The organism is Streptococcus sp. 2741 (assembly GCF_013276315.1).
GTDB classification, from domain to species: domain Bacteria; phylum Bacillota; class Bacilli; order Lactobacillales; family Streptococcaceae; genus Streptococcus; species Streptococcus pseudopneumoniae.
In genome coordinates this window covers 1-16,364 of the sequence record NZ_VMKU01000134.1, presented here as the reverse complement: position 1 = coordinate 16,364, position 16,364 = coordinate 1, and the positions used below count along the sequence as shown (strand labels likewise).

General features: G+C 40.3%; 10 protein-coding genes and 4 pseudogenes. 11 read left to right on the top strand and 3 right to left on the bottom strand.

The features are described 5' to 3' along the window. Positions 1–25: 25 nt before the first annotated feature. Positions 26–1,039 carry a lactonase family protein gene (locus HT671_RS10545; protein ID WP_138703147.1) on the bottom strand — a complete coding sequence of 338 codons (1,014 nt, stop codon included), beginning with the start codon at positions 1,037–1,039 and terminating at the stop codon, positions 26–28. A 143-nt stretch (positions 1,040–1,182) separates the two neighbouring features. Here HT671_RS10545 and HT671_RS10540 point away from each other — a divergent pair, with 143 nt between their 5' ends. The 5 genes from HT671_RS10540 (at position 1,183) to HT671_RS10520 (ending at position 5,843) form a co-directional block, all read left to right on the top strand. Next, positions 1,183–2,349 carry an AI-2E family transporter gene (locus HT671_RS10540; protein WP_000435457.1) on the top strand — a complete coding sequence of 389 codons (1,167 nt, stop codon included), beginning with the start codon at positions 1,183–1,185 and terminating at the stop codon, positions 2,347–2,349. Then, positions 2,339–3,568 (top strand): tetratricopeptide repeat protein, encoded by a 1,230-nt coding sequence (locus tag HT671_RS10535; RefSeq protein ID WP_166735487.1) that lies wholly within the window; start codon positions 2,339–2,341, stop codon positions 3,566–3,568. The genes HT671_RS10540 and HT671_RS10535 overlap by 11 nt, the downstream gene beginning before the upstream one ends. A 145-nt stretch (positions 3,569–3,713) precedes the next feature. Continuing rightward, positions 3,714–4,355, top strand: a complete 642-nt coding sequence (locus HT671_RS10530) for an amino acid ABC transporter permease (protein WP_000120831.1) — start codon at positions 3,714–3,716, stop codon at positions 4,353–4,355. A gap of 9 nt (positions 4,356–4,364) precedes the next feature. After that, positions 4,365–4,994, top strand: a complete 630-nt coding sequence (locus HT671_RS10525) for an amino acid ABC transporter ATP-binding protein (protein ID WP_138703148.1) — start codon at positions 4,365–4,367, stop codon at positions 4,992–4,994. A gap of 12 nt (positions 4,995–5,006) precedes the next feature. Next, on the top strand, positions 5,007–5,843 hold the full coding sequence (locus HT671_RS10520) for an amino acid ABC transporter substrate-binding protein (protein ID WP_050220771.1): 837 nt from the start codon (positions 5,007–5,009) through the stop codon (positions 5,841–5,843). Between the two features lie 277 nt (positions 5,844–6,120). On the opposite strand, the gene HT671_RS10515 is transcribed toward HT671_RS10520, so the two are convergent. Together HT671_RS10515 and HT671_RS10510 are read right to left on the bottom strand one after the other, a co-directional pair. Beyond that, the gene (locus tag HT671_RS10515) at positions 6,121–6,468 is read right to left on the bottom strand and encodes a PedC/BrcD family bacteriocin maturation disulfide isomerase (protein WP_138703150.1); all 348 of its coding nucleotides are present in this window, start codon (positions 6,466–6,468) and stop codon (positions 6,121–6,123) included. Between the two features lie 110 nt (positions 6,469–6,578). Then, complete coding sequence (locus HT671_RS10510; RefSeq protein ID WP_138703151.1) at positions 6,579–8,294, bottom strand: phospho-sugar mutase; 1,716 nt, start codon at positions 8,292–8,294, stop codon at positions 6,579–6,581. 298 nt (positions 8,295–8,592) lie between these two features. Here HT671_RS10510 and HT671_RS11970 point away from each other — a divergent pair. The 6 genes and pseudogenes from HT671_RS11970 to gla all read left to right on the top strand — a co-directional run. Continuing rightward, positions 8,593–8,709: pseudogene (locus HT671_RS11970) on the top strand (YSIRK-type signal peptide-containing protein); the annotation flags it as partial. Between the two features lie 1,807 nt (positions 8,710–10,516). Next, positions 10,517–11,638 (top strand): annotated as a pseudogene (locus tag HT671_RS11795) (MucBP domain-containing protein). Next, positions 11,596–11,904: pseudogene (locus tag HT671_RS10485) on the top strand (cell surface protein); the annotation flags it as partial. The pseudogenes HT671_RS11795 and HT671_RS10485, both read left to right, overlap by 43 nt. After that, positions 11,884–13,887 (top strand): annotated as a pseudogene (locus tag HT671_RS11790) (hypothetical protein); the annotation flags it as partial. The pseudogenes HT671_RS10485 and HT671_RS11790, both read left to right, overlap by 21 nt. A gap of 102 nt (positions 13,888–13,989) precedes the next feature. Continuing rightward, positions 13,990–14,640: an LPXTG cell wall anchor domain-containing protein gene (locus HT671_RS12110; RefSeq protein ID WP_044012429.1), complete on the top strand. Its 651-nt coding sequence runs from the start codon at positions 13,990–13,992 to the stop codon at positions 14,638–14,640. A gap of 222 nt (positions 14,641–14,862) precedes the next feature. Further along, a complete protein-coding gene (gene gla / locus HT671_RS10465; protein WP_000348129.1) occupies positions 14,863–15,732 on the top strand; it encodes an aquaglyceroporin Gla in 870 nt (289 codons plus the stop codon). Positions 15,733–16,364: the final 632 nt, after the last annotated feature.

Genomic DNA, 16,364 nt, shown 5'->3' with positions numbered 1-16,364 from the left:
GGTTTGAAGAGATTTTTGAAGAGTATTAAGGAGCAAAACGGATGCAGACTGCTTCGGGAACATGGAAGTCGTTGGAGAGTTCTGCTAGACGACCATTGTCACAATTACGTTTAAAGACAGTTGCATTGTCAGAGTCTTGGTGGACAGCAATGAGAAATTTTTGGTCAGGTGTCAAATCAAAATCACGTGGAGTCTGACCATGTGTTGGAACGATTTCTAATAACTCTAAGCTACCGTCCGCAAGGATGGTATATACTGCGATAGAATCATGACCACGGTTAGAAGCGTAGAGGTATTTACCGTCTGTAGAGAGACGAATAGCAGCGGTTCCATTAAAGCCTTCATAACCGTCTGGTAAAGTTGAAATAACCTGCATACGTTCAAATTCGCCAACACCATCGTAGATTAAAACCTCGATAGTACTATTGAGTTCACAAATCAGATAAGCGATTTTATAGTGGTTATGGAAAACGATATGGCGTGAGCCTGCTCCTGGCTGGCTGTGATAGGTGTAGAGCTTAGATAATTTTCCTTCTTGGTCAAGGTCATAAGTGATGACTTGGTCAGTACCCAAATCGCAGGTCACTAGATAGTGGTCAGGTGTTAAATCTGTATAGTGAACATGAGGAGATGCTTGATTTTCATGTGGACCTTGGCCACTGTGTTGATCTACATCACTAAGTAAAAGGCTCCCATCCTTCTGACGTTTATAAACCAGTACCTGTCCTTTATGGTAGTTGGCTGCATAGACCAAATTACGCTTTTCATCGACAGCAACATAACAGTGGGGAGCTCCTTCCTCAACGACATGATTTAACACAGTCCCGTCAGTTTGATAGGCTGCAATTCCCCCCTTATCGTCTTGACTACCAACGGTGTATAAATGTTGGTGCTGGTCAAAGGCAAGGTAGGTTGGACTTGGTTCAGCTGCAAAAAGTTCTAGGTTTGAAAGCTGACCAGTTTCTGTATCAAAGTCAGCCTTGTAAATCCCTTGGGAAGTACGACGTGTGTAAGTTCCAAAATAAACAGTTTCTTTCATAACTTTACCTCTATATAAAGATAAGACTATTATATCACAAAAACAAGCCAATTAAAGACATCCAATTAGATGTAAGCACTTTAAAAAAGAGTTATTTTGATTTAAAAATGGTATAATGAGAGAACGATAGAAAGGAAGTATTTATGGAACAAAAAGAGAAACATTTTAGCCTGTCTTGGTTTTTCAAGTGGTTTTTGGATAACAAGGCCATTACGGTATTTTTGGTAACCTTATTATTGGGACTGAATCTTTTTATTTTAAGTAAGATTAGTTTTCTATTTTCACCTGTTTTAGACTTTTTGGCAGTTGTGATGCTGCCAGTTATTCTATCTGGTTTACTATATTATTTATTAAATCCTATTGTTGATTGGATGGAGAAGCATAAGGTGAATCGTGTCATAGCTATCACTATTGTCTTTGTTATCATCGCTCTCTTTATCATTTGGGGCTTGGCAGTCGCCATTCCAAATCTGCAACGTCAGGTTTTGACCTTTGCAAGAAACGTTCCTGTTTACTTAGAAGATATAGATAGGATTGTTAATGGATTGGTAGCCCAGCACCTGCCAGATGATTTCAGACCTCAATTAGAGCAAGTTTTGACCAATTTTTCTAGCCAGGCTACAGTTTGGGCGAGCAAGGTTTCATCTCGGGCAGTCAACTGGGTGAGTGCCTTTATTAGTGGGGCTTCTCAAGTGATTGTTGCCTTGATTATCGTTCCGTTCATGCTCTTTTATCTCTTGCGTGATGGGAAAGGCTTGCGTAACTATTTGACCCAATTTATGCCAAGAAAATTGAAGGAACCTGTTGGACAAGTTTTATCAGATGTGAATCAACAGTTGTCCAACTATGTTCGAGGGCAAGTAACAGTGGCTATTATTGTAGCAGTAATGTTTATTATCTTCTTTAAGATTATCGGTCTACGTTATGCGGTTACGCTTGGTGTTACTGCTGGTATTTTAAATCTGGTTCCTTATCTTGGTAGCTTCCTAGCCATGCTTCCTGCCCTAGTTTTGGGCTTGATTGCTGGGCCAGTCATGCTTTTGAAAGTAGTGATTGTCTTTATCGTAGAACAAACTATTGAAGGCCGTTTTGTCTCTCCATTGATTTTGGGAAGTCAATTAAACATCCATCCCATTAATGTTCTCTTTGTTTTGTTAACTTCAGGATCTATGTTTGGTATCTGGGGAGTTTTACTTGGTATTCCAGTTTATGCCTCTGCTAAGGTTGTCATTTCAGCCATTTTCGAATGGTATAAGGCAGTCAGTGGTCTATATGAATTAGAGGGCGAGGAAGTCAAAAGTGAACAATAGTCAACAGATGTTACAGGCTTTGGAGGAGCAAGATTTAGCCAAGGCTGAGCACTATTTCGTCAAAGCTTTAGAAAATGATCCAAGTGACCTTCTGTATGAGTTGGCAACTTATCTTGAAGGAATTGGTTTTTATCCTCAGGCAAAGGAGATTTACCTGAAAATTGTAGAGGATTTCCCAGAGCTTCATCTTAATCTAGCTGCAATTGCTAGCGAGGATGGTCAAATCGAAGAAGCCTTTGCTTATCTTGAGGAAATCCAAGCTGACAGTGACTGGTATGTTTCGGCTTTGGCTTTGAAGGCAGATCTTTACCAGATGGAAGGTTTGACAGATGTGGCGCGTGAGAAATTGCTGGAGGCTTTGACCTACTCAGAGGATCCTCTCTTGATATTGGGTTTGGCAGAGTTGGATAGTGAGTTGGAAAATTACCAAGAGGCCATTCAAGGCTATGCCCAGTTAGATAATCGTACTATTTATGAGCAAACGGGCATTTCCACCTATCAACGAATTGGTTTTGCCTATGCCCAGTTAGGGAAATTTGAAACGGCTACTGAGTTTTTAGAAAAAGCCCTGGAGTTAGAATACGATGACCTAACAGCTTTTGAGTTGGCCAGCCTTTACTTTGATCAAGAAGAATACCAAAAAGCCACCCTTTACTTTAAGCAGCTTGATACCATTTCTCCTGACTTTGAAGGCTATGAATATGGTTATAGCCAGGCCTTACATAAGGAACATCAAGTTCAAGAAGCCCTGCGTATCGCTAAGCAAGGCTTAGAGAAAAATCCCTTTGAAACTCGCCTCTTGCTAGCTGCTTCGCAATTCTCTTATGAATTGCATGATGCAAGTGGGGCAGAAAATTATCTCCTAACAGCTAAAGAAGACGCTGAGGATACAGAAGAAATCTTGCTTCGTTTAGCCACTATTTATCTGGAGCAGGAGAGTTATGAGGATATTCTAGACTTGCAGAGCGATGAGCCAGAAAATCTCTTGACCAAGTGGATGATTGCTCGTTCCTATCAAGAAATGGACGATTTGGATACTGCCTATGAGCATTACCAAGAGTTGGCAGGAGATTTAAAGGACAATCCAGAGTTTTTGGAACACTATATCTATGTCTTGCGTGAATTGGGCTACTTTGAGGAAGCAAAAGTCAATGCACAAGCTTACTTAAAACTGGTTCCAGATGATGTGCAAATGCAAGAACTGTTTGAGAGATTGTAAGAATGTTTAAACATATAGAACTGTAGTTTATCTCTTTTGATAGCTACGGTTTTTATTTGTATATGATAGAATTTTTTTGCAAAAATGGTTGGTTATTTTGTTTATTCATGCTATAATAGGAACAATTACTTTTAGGAGGTGCAGTATGTCTTATTTATTTGAGATATTACCGAGTTTACTGAATGGTGCGAGCACGACTGTACAGGTCTTTGCACTGGTCTTGCTATTTTCGATTCCTTTGGGCGTTTTGATTGCCTTTGCCTTGCAAGTCCATTGGAAGCCCCTCCATTATCTGATTAACATTTACATCTGGGTTATGCGTGGCACCCCCTTGCTCTTGCAATTGATTTTTATTTATTATGTGCTCCCAAGTATTGGGATTCGTTTAGACCGCCTTCCTGCAGCTATTATTGCCTTTGTTCTCAACTATGCGGCTTACTTTGCAGAAATTTTCCGTGGGGGAATTGACACTATTCCAAGAGGACAGTATGAGGCAGCCAAGGTCTTGAAGTTTAGCCCTTTTGACACAGTGCGCTATATTATCTTGCCCCAAGTGACCAAGATTGTTCTTCCTAGTGTCTTTAACGAAGTTATGAGTTTGGTCAAGGATACCTCTCTGGTCTATGCTCTAGGAATTTCTGATCTTATCTTGGCTAGTCGAACAGCTGCCAACCGTGATGCTAGTCTGGTTCCTATGTTCTTGGCAGGAGCCATTTACTTGATTTTGATTGGGATTGTGACAATTATTTCCAAAAAAGTTGAGAAGAAGTATAGTTATTATAGATAGGAGGCTGCCATGTTAGAATTACGAAATATCAATAAGAAATTTGGAGACAAACAAATCCTGTCTAATTTCAGTCTAAGTATTCCTGAAAAGCAAATCCTGGCTATCGTTGGGCCTTCTGGTGGAGGTAAGACAACTCTCTTACGTATGCTTGCGGGTCTTGAAACCATTGATTCTGGACAAATCTTTTATAATGGACAACCTTTAGAGCTGGATGAATTGCAGAAGCGAAACCTACTAGGATTTGTCTTCCAAGATTTTCAACTGTTCCCTCATTTATCAGTTCTGGACAATTTGACTTTATCGCCTGTGAAGACCATGGGGATGAAGCAGGAGGAGGCTGATAAGAAGGCGAGTGGACTCTTGGAACAGTTAGGACTAGGAGGACACGCAGATGCCTATCCATTCTCATTATCAGGTGGACAAAAGCAACGGGTGGCCTTGGCGCGTGCTATGATGATTGACCCAGAAATCATTGGCTATGATGAACCAACTTCTGCCCTAGATCCAGAATTGCGCTTGGAAGTGGAAAAATTGATCTTGCAAAATAGGGAACTTGGCATGACCCAGATTGTGGTTACCCATGATTTGCAGTTTGCTGAAAATATCGCAGATGTATTATTGAAAGTAGAACCTAAATAGGAGGAAAAATGGATGAAAAAATGGATGCTTGTATTAGTTAGTCTAATGACTGCTTTGTTCTTAGTAGCTTGTGGGAAAAATTCTAGCGAAACTAGTGGAGATAATTGGTCTAAGTACGAGTCTAACAAGTCTATTACTATTGGATTTGATAGTACTTTTGTTCCAATGGGATTTGCTCAGAAAGATGGTTCTTATGCAGGATTTGATATTGATTTAGCTACAGCTGTTTTTGAAAAATACGGAATTACGGTAAACTGGCAACCGATTGATTGGGATTTGAAAGAAGCTGAATTGACAAAAGGAACGATTGATCTGATTTGGAATGGCTATTCCGCTACAGATGAACGCCGTGAAAAGGTAGCATTCAGTAACTCATATATGAAGAATGAGCAGGTATTGGTGACCAAGAAATCATCTGGTATCACGACTGCAAAGGATATGGCTGGAAAGACTTTAGGAGCGCAAGCCGGTTCATCTGGTTATGCGGATTTTGAAGCAAACCCAGCGATTTTAAAGGATATTGTCGCTAATAAGGAAGCGAATCAATACCAAACCTTTAATGAAGCCTTGATTGATTTGAAAAATGATCGAATTGACGGTCTATTGATTGACCGTGTCTATGCAAACTATTATTTAGAAGCAGAAGGTGTTTTAAACGATTATAATGTCTTTACAGTTGGACTAGAAACAGAAGCTTTTGCGGTTGGAGCCCGTAAGGAAGATACAACTCTGGTTAAGAAGATAAATGAAGCTTTTTCTAGTCTTTACAAGGACGGTAAATTCCAAGAAATCAGCCAAAAATGGTTTGGAGAAGATGTAGCAACCAAAGAAGTAAAAGAAGGACAGTAATATAAAATAGTGGCTGAGACTGCGTTTTGATTAGCAAAACGTAGTTTTTTTGTAATCTAGGAAAACGATAATAGCGATTGAATCTGGATAATTGAATATGGAATAGCCCACTGTGATTTCTAAACCATTGTTAAAAATTGATTTGACTTATAAAATTAAAATGTTCTGTAATGAAATGCTGATGTAACTGTTTTAGGAACAATAAAACGCATAATATCAAGGTTTTTGCACCTTATATTATGCGTTTTTGTGATTTTAAAACTTGTTAGTTGATTTTTTACAATCCAGCAAAGTCCTTGATTTCTTGTGCTGACATTGACGAGTCGCAACGGACATTGATTTGTCCATCTGCAACGTGAACAAATCCTGGTACAGTTGGGATTCCGTAGCGTGAACGGAATGCTTGTAACTCATTGAGTTGGCTTGATTCTTCACTATTGATGAAGTAAATGTGAGCTTTAGTTTCAGCTACGACACCTGACAATGTACCAGCAAATTTACGGCAGTAAGGGCAAGTTTTGCGACCGATAAAGAAGGTTGCAGTTTCTTTTTTATCAAGAGCTTCTTGCGCACGCGCAACTGTAGTGACTTCAAGGTCTTTGATATTATCTAAAAATTGTTCCATGAGATTACCTCGCTTTCGTTGATAAGTCTAGTATGCCATAAAGTTTCTAAAATTGCTTAGATTTGATACGAAAAAAAGATGAGATTGGTTGGTCTCATCTTTTTAGGTCTTTATTTTACAAAAGCATTGATTTCTGCTTCGATGTTAGCAATCTTAGCTTGTGATTCTTCGTTTGTTTCCCCTACAACTGCAATGTAGAACTTGATTTTTGGTTCTGTCCCTGAAGGGCGAACAGCAATCCATGAACCGTCAGCAAGTGTGTATTTCAACACATCGCTTGGAGGAGTTGTCAAGTTTGTAACAGTACCGTCAGCAGTAGCTGTTTGAGCTTTGAAGTCTTCTACGACAGTGATAGCTGTTGCATTCCATTCTTTTGGAGCATTGTTGCGGAATTTAGCCATAATCGCTTTGATTTGTTCAGCACCATCGACACCTGAAAGGGTAACAGAGATTGTCTTTTCTGCATAGTAGCCGTACTCTTTGTAGATTTCTTCGATACCATCAGCAAGTGTCAAACCACGTGAACGGTAGTAGGCAGCAAGTTCAGCAACGACAAGAACGGCTTGGATAGCGTCTTTATCACGTACGAATGGTTTAATCAAGTAACCGAAGCTTTCTTCAAATCCCATCATGTATGTGTGATTGTGTTTTTCTTCGAATTCTTGGATTTTTTCAGCGATGAATTTGAAACCAGTCAGAACGTTGAACATGGTTGCGCCGTAGCTTTCAGCAATCTTCGTTACCAAGTCAGTTGATACGATCGATTTGCAAAGGGCTGCATTTTCAGGAAGAGTTCCAGCGTTTTTGTGGGCTTCCAAGATGTATTTTGCCATGATAGCACCGATTTGGTTACCTGAAAGGTTGAGGTAGCTACCATCTTTTTGAAGAACTTCAACACCAACACGGTCAGCATCAGGGTCAGTTGCCACAAGAACATCTGCACCAACTTGACGACCAAGTTCTTCAGCAAGTGCAAAGGCTGCTTGGCTTTCTGGGTTTGGAGATTTTACAGTTGAGAAGTCAGGATCAGCAGTTGCTTGCGCTTCAACGACTTGAACTGAGTCAAATCCTGCTTGGGCAAGAGCACGACGAGCCAACATTTCACCAGTACCATGAAGTGGTGTGTAGACAATTTTCATGTCTTTACCGAATTCTTCAATCAAGGCTGGGTTGATGTTTACGTCCTTAACTTCTTTAAGGTATTCTACGTCAACAGCTTCGCCGATAACTTCAATCAAGCCAGAAGCCTTTTCAGATTCCACATCAGCAACTTCAACTGCAAATGGGTTTTCGATTGCACGGATATAAGTAGTCAAAGCGTCCGCGTCGTGTGGAGGCATTTGTCCACCGTCTTCACCGTAAACCTTGTAACCGTTAAATGGAGCAGGGTTGTGGCTGGCTGTGACCATGATACCTGCGAAACAGTTGAGGTGACGAACTGCAAATGATAGTTCTGGAGTTGGACGAAGGCTTTCAAATACGTAAGATTTGATGCCGTGTTTAGCAAGAACTGCCGCAGATTCAAAGGCAAATTCAGGTGAGAAGTGACGGCTGTCGTAGGCAATTGCCACACCGCGTTCTTTTTCATTTCCACCTTTTGACTCAATCAAACGAGCCAATCCCTCAGTAGCTTGGCGAACAACGTAGATGTTGATGCGGTTTGTACCAGCACCAATCAAGCCACGCATACCTGCAGTACCAAATTCAAGATTTGTATAGAAGGCATCTTCCTTAGTTTTTTCATCCATATTTTCCAAATCTTGACGAAGGTAGTCAGGAAGCTCCGCAAAATCAACCCATTTCTGGTAATTTTCTTGGTAAGACATTCAAATTCTCCTTTTTGTAAATTGTTTTAACCGTTCACATTATAGCACTTTTTAGCATTTTAGTAAAACGGTAGCATAAGTTTTTAGTCAATGAGCGAAGAAGACTGTACTATTCATAATTTTGATTTAAGTGTGTTCATTACAAACCGAAATGACAAGTCAAGTTTATCCTATTTGTAGTCTCTAAAAAATTGAAATTAAACCTTATTCGTTGTATAATTTAAAATGAGGATTATTGTATAAGATCTGTTATAATATATATCTTTCGATATATATATATATATATATATATATATATATGGAGGTAGTCATGAATAGTCCAGAAAAACAATTAAAATACAGTATTCGAAAAGTGAGTGTCGGTGCAGCTAGTGTTGTCATTGGGGCGCTCTATCTTTTGATGGGAGCTGGGATTGCTCATGCTGAGGGCGTGGAGTCAGCGAGGGAAGCTGAGAGGACAGCAAACCCGACAGATCCAGGACAGTCTGGAATTGGAGAGCCAGAAAACAAGACTGACCTCAGTCATACTGATGCAGCAGCAAACACCTATAATGCTCCCGTAGCTGACAATCCGCTAGTAACTCCAGAAAGTACGAAACCTCGTACTCGTAGTAAAAGAGAATTAGCTGATGAGGAGGCAAGTGATTCATCGAATGGAGCTACAGGAACTGAATCAGAGCCGACTTCTGGAAATGAGGGAGGTTCAGACACAGCAGATACTGATTCAGATTTACTGGATGCCAATCGTAAGGGTGACACAGTAAAAGAACACCAGCCCGGGGTCATTGTGCCTAAAGATGGAGAGACAGGTGGGGATGATAAGAATGCCCATCTGAAATTTGATACTCCTAAGGAAAATCTGACTCTCGAACAATTATGGGATATTGTAAAAAATATGCCAGACGACTTCCAAAATAATGAACGTTCTTACTTGCGTAGTATGAACACCCTTGGGGATGCTCTTAGATTTAAAAACGGCAAAGTCAGTGAAGATGGTACAGGAGATAAATTACAAGATGGTGAAATAAGAGAACTTGATTCTTTCGGTGGATGGACAGCGATTGCAGGTAAAGATGGCAGACCAGGTAAATTCGTTATTGGTAAGAAAAATGCAGATGGTTACTTTACAGGTTGGTATAAGAAAGAAGATGGTACGATTGAACAAGGTGGTATGCTTGGGGCAGATGCCTTAGATAACATTTTTGTGCACGAACAAGCATTAGACCGTCGTTTTAAATACATGCTTATGCTTGTTAAAGGACGTACACGAGCTAATCGTGACGAGACGGTTTCAGATAATTCGAAGTATGATCCACGTGCTCAAAATGAACGTGCTAATAAGAACTCCACCGAATTTAAGAATCTCCCATTTTTAGAAAAAGATAAGTATAATAAATATTCTCCAGGTGTAGTTGGATATAATGGGATAGAGAAGCAGTTTACTGCCTTTTCTCCTGGCTTCGGAAGCCGTGTTCGTGTGGAATTTGTGACAGGATATATCTCAGATATTAATGGTTCTAAAGGAACCTATCGAGTAGTCATTAAAACTAAGGATACTGCTGGCCAAGAGAAGACGGTATACGATGAAACCATTCACCGTGTAGCCGAAATCGTTCAAAATGAAAACTTGTACAAAAAAGGTTTAAATGTAGAACTGGCGAATTTCCAAATTTCCAAATTTTTTAAAGATGAGTTTAAATCTCGTGTTAATAAAATTCGTAATGAGAAAATAAAATTTACTCCATTACACCGTAAACCCAGAAGATATTATACAGAAGAAGATACCAAACTGTACAATCAATTGGAAGCAGAAGCTAGGGAAGAAGTTAAAAAACAAGGCGATATTGTATTAAATGTTACGGAAGACTTCTTAAGTATAGAAAAATCAAAAGAAAGAGATTCAGAGTGGGGAAAAACATTCACAAGCACATCTCAGTCAACTTCAAAGCTATCAAACGAATTAAATAATTTATTGAAAGTTGCTGATAAAGATACTCCTAATACCCCAACTTGGCTAAACTCAAGCACTCCTCCAGCTAAAGCTGATGACAGAGTATATAAACTACTGAGGACTCTTATACCAGGTGCTAAGAAAATTACCTATCATGTTAAGGATGATCAGCTAGAAGTAGAAACAGAAAAATACACCTATCTCGCCGCTAGAAATGGTAGTAAGGAAGCAGGTATTCAAGGGTCAGATATAGAAGCAACTGCAAGTGCAGATACATATGGTGTTGATTCCCAAACCTTTGAGAGAGACAATACAAATACAAAAGCAAATAACCTTAATAAAGGTTGGGCTAGATCTGATTCTGAAGACTTCAAACATTTCTCACACTTTGTAGGGGTAGACAAAGGAATTGTGCGAACGAATGTACTGACTGATAAACAACTATCTGATAAGATTAAGGACGCAGTGGGTCCTGGAGATAGCAATCTAGGAAAAGGTGGCTACTTCTCTACTGGGGATGTTTTATTAGCAAAAGATGTTGTTTCTTATACCGTACAAGTATTTTCAGAGAATAATGACAGAGTAGGGGTAAATCCTCAAAGTCACCGTGTTCAGTATAATCTTCCAATTCTCGCTGACTTTTCAGTCATCCAAGATACTGTGGAACCATCACGAACCGTTGTTGAAAAAATCATTCCAAAACTAAATATTCCCGAAGAAGAGAAAAAGAAAATAACCGAAGAAATCAAGAAAAAGAAGAAAACCTCAGAATTGGCAGAACTAATCTCAGGAAATGTGAAAGTTCGCTATGTTGATGAACAAGGGCATTTGCTATCATTGAAAAATGATACTGGAATTGGAGAAAAAGAAAGTGACGGAACCTACATTACCAATAAAAAACAACTGATTGGTACTAGCTATAATGTCACAGATAAAAAACTCAGCACTATCTCAACGACTAATGGGAAACATTATAGAGTCAAAAGAGATTTGGGGGAAAATTCTGCCCCTACTGAAGGAAATATCGTAAGCGGGGTAAGAACGGTAACTTATGTATATGAGGAACGTGAAGCGCCTACTACTGCTACAGTAACAGCCAATTACTATAAAGAAGGTACCCAAGAGAAGTTGGCAGAGTCTGTTGTACAAGCTGATTTAGCGATAGGTTCTGAGTATACTACAGAAGCAAAAGTTATTGAAGGAAAAACAACAACTGAGGACAAAGAAGACCGAGTTATCACAAGGAAAACAACATACACCTTGGTAGCAACTCCTGAAAATGCCACAGGAACTGTACCAGAAGACGGTGCAACCGTTAACTACTACTACCGTGAGAATGTTGAGGAAACAGTGGTTCCTAAAACAGCCACCACTACTGAGACGAAGACTATAACGCGTACCATTCATTACGTTGATAAAGTTACGAACCAAACTGTCAAAGAAGATGTTGTTCAACCTGTAACCTTAAGCCGTACAAAAACTGAGAACAAGGTAACAGGAGTTGTAACCTACGGTGAATGGACAACAGGAAACTGGGACGAAAAAGTTTCACCATCAGTAGAAAACTATGGTCCAGCCGAAACAGCTACGGTTTCTTCTGCGACCGTCACATCAGTAAGCAAAGATGAGACAGTCGTTGTGAAATATCCGCAAGCTACAGAAGATGTTAAAGAAACTAAAACTGTTACCCGTACCATCAAGTATGTCGATAAAGCCAACGAAACAACCGAAGTAGCTAGCCCAGTTACGCAAACAGTTGAATTAACAAGAACTAACAAGCGTAATAAAGTGACGAAAGTCGTGACAGAAGGAACTTGGTCAACAGGCAACTGGGACGAAAAAGTTTCACCATCAGTAGAAAACTATGGTCCAGCCGAAACAGCTACGGTTTCTTCTGCGACCGTCACATCCGCAAGCACAGATGAGACAATCGTTGTGAAATATCCGCAAGCTATAGAAGATGTTCAAGAAACCAAAACTGTTACCCGTACCATCAAGTATGTAGATGCGACTGATGAAACAACAGAAGTAGCTAGCCCAGTTACGCAAACAGTTGAACTAACAAAAACCAACAAGCGTAACAAAGTGACAGGTAAAGTAACAGAAGGAGACTGGTCAACAGGTACATGGGCGACCCAAGCCTCTCCAACAGTCACTAACTATGACGCACCAGATAAGGCAACTGTAGCGGAAGCAACTGTAACATCAACAACTACAGATACAACCGAAGTAGTGAAATACCCACAAGCTACAGAAGATGTTCAAGAAAGCAAAACTGTTACCCGTACCATCAAGTATGTCGATAAAGCCAACGAAACAAAAGAAGTGGCAACACCAGTTACGCAAAGCGTCACCTTAACGCGAACCAACAAGCGTAATAAAGTGACGAAAGTCGTGACAGCAGGAGACTGGTCAACAGGTACATGGGGTTCTCAAGACTCTCCAACTGTAACCAACTATGACGCCCCAGATAAGGCAACTGTAGCGGAAGCAACTGTAACATCAACAACTACAGATACAACCGAAGTAGTGAAATACCCACAAGCTACAGAAGATGTTAAAGAAAGCAGAACTGTTACCCGTACCATCAAGTATGTCGATAAAGCCAACGAAACAAAAGAAGTGGCTGATTCAGTTACGCAAACAGTTGAACTAACAAGAACCAACAAGCGTAACAAAGTGACGAAAGTCGTGACAGAAGGTGAATGGACAACAGGCAACTGGGACGAAAAAACTTCACCATCAGTAGAAAACTATGACGCCCCAGATAAGGCAACTGTAGCGGAAACAGCTGTAACATCAACAACTACAGATACAACCGAAGTAGTGAAATACCCACAAGCTACAGAAGATGTTAAAGAAAGCAGAACTGTTACCCGTACCATCAAGTATGTCGATAAAGCCAACGAAACAAAAGAAGTGGCAACACCAGTTACGCAAAGCGTCACCTTAACGCGAACCAACAAGCGTAATAAAGTGACGAAAGTCGTGACAGCAGGAGACTGGTCAACAGGTACATGGGGTTCTCAAGACTCTCTAACTGTAACCAACTATGACGCTCCAGATAAGGCAACTGTAGCGGAAACAGCTGTAACATCAACAACTACAGATACAACCGAAGTAGTGAAATACCCACAAGCTACAGAAGATGTTAAAGAAAGCAAAACTGTTACCCGTACCATCAAGTATATAGATGCGACTGATGAAACAACAGAAGTAGGTAGCCCAGTTACGCAAACAGTTGAACTAACAAGAACCAACAAGCGTAATAAAGTGACAGGTAAAGTAACAGCAGGAGACTGGTCAACAGGTACATGGGGTTCTCAAGACTCTCCAACTGTAACCAACTATGACGCCCCAGATAAGGCAACTGTAGCAGAAGCAACTGTAACGTCAACAACTACAGATACAACCGAAGTAGTGAAATATCCGCAAGCTACAGAAGATATTAAAGAAAGCAAAACTGTTACCCGTACCATCAAGTATGTAGATGCGACTGATGAAACAACCGAAGTAGGTAGCCCAGTTACGCAAACCGTCACCTTAACGCGAACCAACAAGCGTAACAAAGTGACAGGTAAAGTAACAGAAGGAGACTGGTCAACAGGTACATGGGGTTCTCAAGATTCTCCAACTGTAACCAACTATGACGCCCCAGATAAGGCAACTGTAGCGGAAGCAACTGTAACATCAACAACTACAGATACAACCGAAGTAGTGAAATATCCGCAAGCTACAGAAGATATTAAAGAAAGCGAAACTGTTACCCGTACCATCAAGTATGTAGATGCGACTGATGAAACAACAGAAGTAGCTAGCCCAGTTACGCAAACAGTTGAATTAACAAGAACCAACAAGCGTAATAAAGTGACGAAAGTCGTGACAGAAGGTGAATGGACAACAGGCAACTGGGACGAAGTCGTATCGCCAGAAATTGAAAATTATGGTAAACCAGATTTACCAAAAGTATCGAATGCAGAAGTAACAGCAGATTCAAAAGGTACGACTATTTTGGTAAGGTATGACCGTTTATCAAGACCAGAAAAACCAATTCCAGAAATTCCAAGTCCTCAGGAACCAGGTGCTCCAGGTGAACCGACTCCAGACAAACCAAACCCACAACCAAATCCAGAGCATCCAAGTGTTCCGACACCAAACCCAGAACTACCAAATCAAGAGACTCCAATACCAGAGCTAACTCCAGAACCAGGTACTCCAAAAACTGAAATTCCAGTGAGTCCAGACCCAGAAGTTCCGACTTCTGAGACAAATAAAAGAGAGGAATTGCCAAACACAGGTCCAGAAGCGAATGCTACCTTGGCTAGCGCTGGTATCATGACCTTATTAGCTGGTCTAGGATTAGGATTCTTCAAGAAAAAAGAAGATGAAAAATAATAGATTTTAGAATCTAGGAACAAGGAAAAGCTCACAGATGTGGGCTTTTTCCTGGTTTTGAGAACGAGGTCTTTCGAGAAGATTAAAAACGCTTACAAGTTCATTAGATTGGGAAACTCTGAATCCTATTTTTTTAAAAATATTTCCAGAAATCAGTTGCTAAATAGGGTAAAAATTGATAGAATAAAGAATATCTAAAAAATTTTAAGGAGAATCTAGCAAATGGATTTCACATGGGCACTGAAATATGCCACTGAATTTTTGGGAACTGCCATTTTGATCATTCTTGGGAATGGTGCAGTTGCCAACGTTGAACTTAAAGGTACGAAAGGTCACCAAAGTGGCTGGCTCGTCATCGCTGTTGGTTATGGTATGGGGGTTATGATCCCAGCCTTGATGTTTGGTAACGTATCTGGGAACCACATCAACCCTGCTTTCACTCTAGGACTTGCAGTTAGCGGTCTTTTCCCTTGGGCACAAGTGGTACCTTACATTATCGCGCAAGTCTTGGGGGCTATCTTTGGTCAAGCCTTAGTTGTGGCAACACACCGTCCATTCTACTTGAAAACTGAAAACCCAAATAACATCTTGGGAACTTTCTCAACTATTTCAAGTATTGACCATGGTACAAAAGAAAGTCGCTATGCAGCAACTGTTAATGGTTTTGTAAACGAGTTTGTTGGTTCATTTGTTTTGTTCTTTGCAGCTCTCGGTTTGACTAAAAACTTCTTTGGTGCTGAAGTGCTTCAATACATGAAACAAATGGCAACACAAGCAGGACAGACAGTTGATTTTTCTGACTTGGCTATTAAAGCACAGGTGGCTCCACACACTGCTTCAGGACTTTCTGTGGCTCACTTGGCACTTGGATTCCTCGTTATGGCTTTGGTAACATCACTTGGAGGACCTACAGGACCTGCCTTGAACCCAGCTCGTGACTTGGGGCCACGTCTCCTTCATGCTTTCCTTCCGAAATCAGTTCTTGGTGAGAATAAAGGCGATTCAAAATGGTGGTATTCTTGGGTACCAGTAGTAGCACCTATTGCAGCAGCAATTGCGGCAGTAGCTGTATTCAAATTCCTTTATCTCTAAGAAATAGCTCCTTTAACATTTGAGTGAGCACCATTTATAAGTAAGAGAGGATCAGATTGGTTCTCTCTTTTTGATTTTTCAGGGAAATGAAAGAAAATCGACACAAACTCCTCTCCAGCAGTGGTTTAAAAGTCTCAGTGGGTTATTCCAACTTTAATGGGCTATAGTAGGTTGCAGTTGAAATAATAGACCCTTTTTCTCAAACATTGTGAGAAATTAGTTTGAATTCCCCAATCAAATTGTGCAGTTTTCATTCTACTATATATTATATTATCGGAGATGGGTTCCCTATCTTGTAAGTCTGCTTTATAGTGGGTTGAAGTTGGAATAGTCCGCCCTTCTTTCTCGAACATTGTGAGGAATTGATTTGCCTTCCTCAACAAAATGTTTAGTTTTTATTTCATTTTGCCATAAAATAAGCGATTAGGGGGCTATTCTTCGACCAACATTGGCTCTGCTGTGTCCTATGATTGTTATCGTTTTATCTGCAATCTTATACTCAATGAAAATCAAAGAGCAAACTAGGAAACTAAACCCAGCTTGACCAAAGCACAAGTTTTGAGGTCGCAGGTAGAACTGACCAAGCTGATGTGGTTTGAAGAAATTCCCCAAGGCCAAATTTCAAGTTCAAG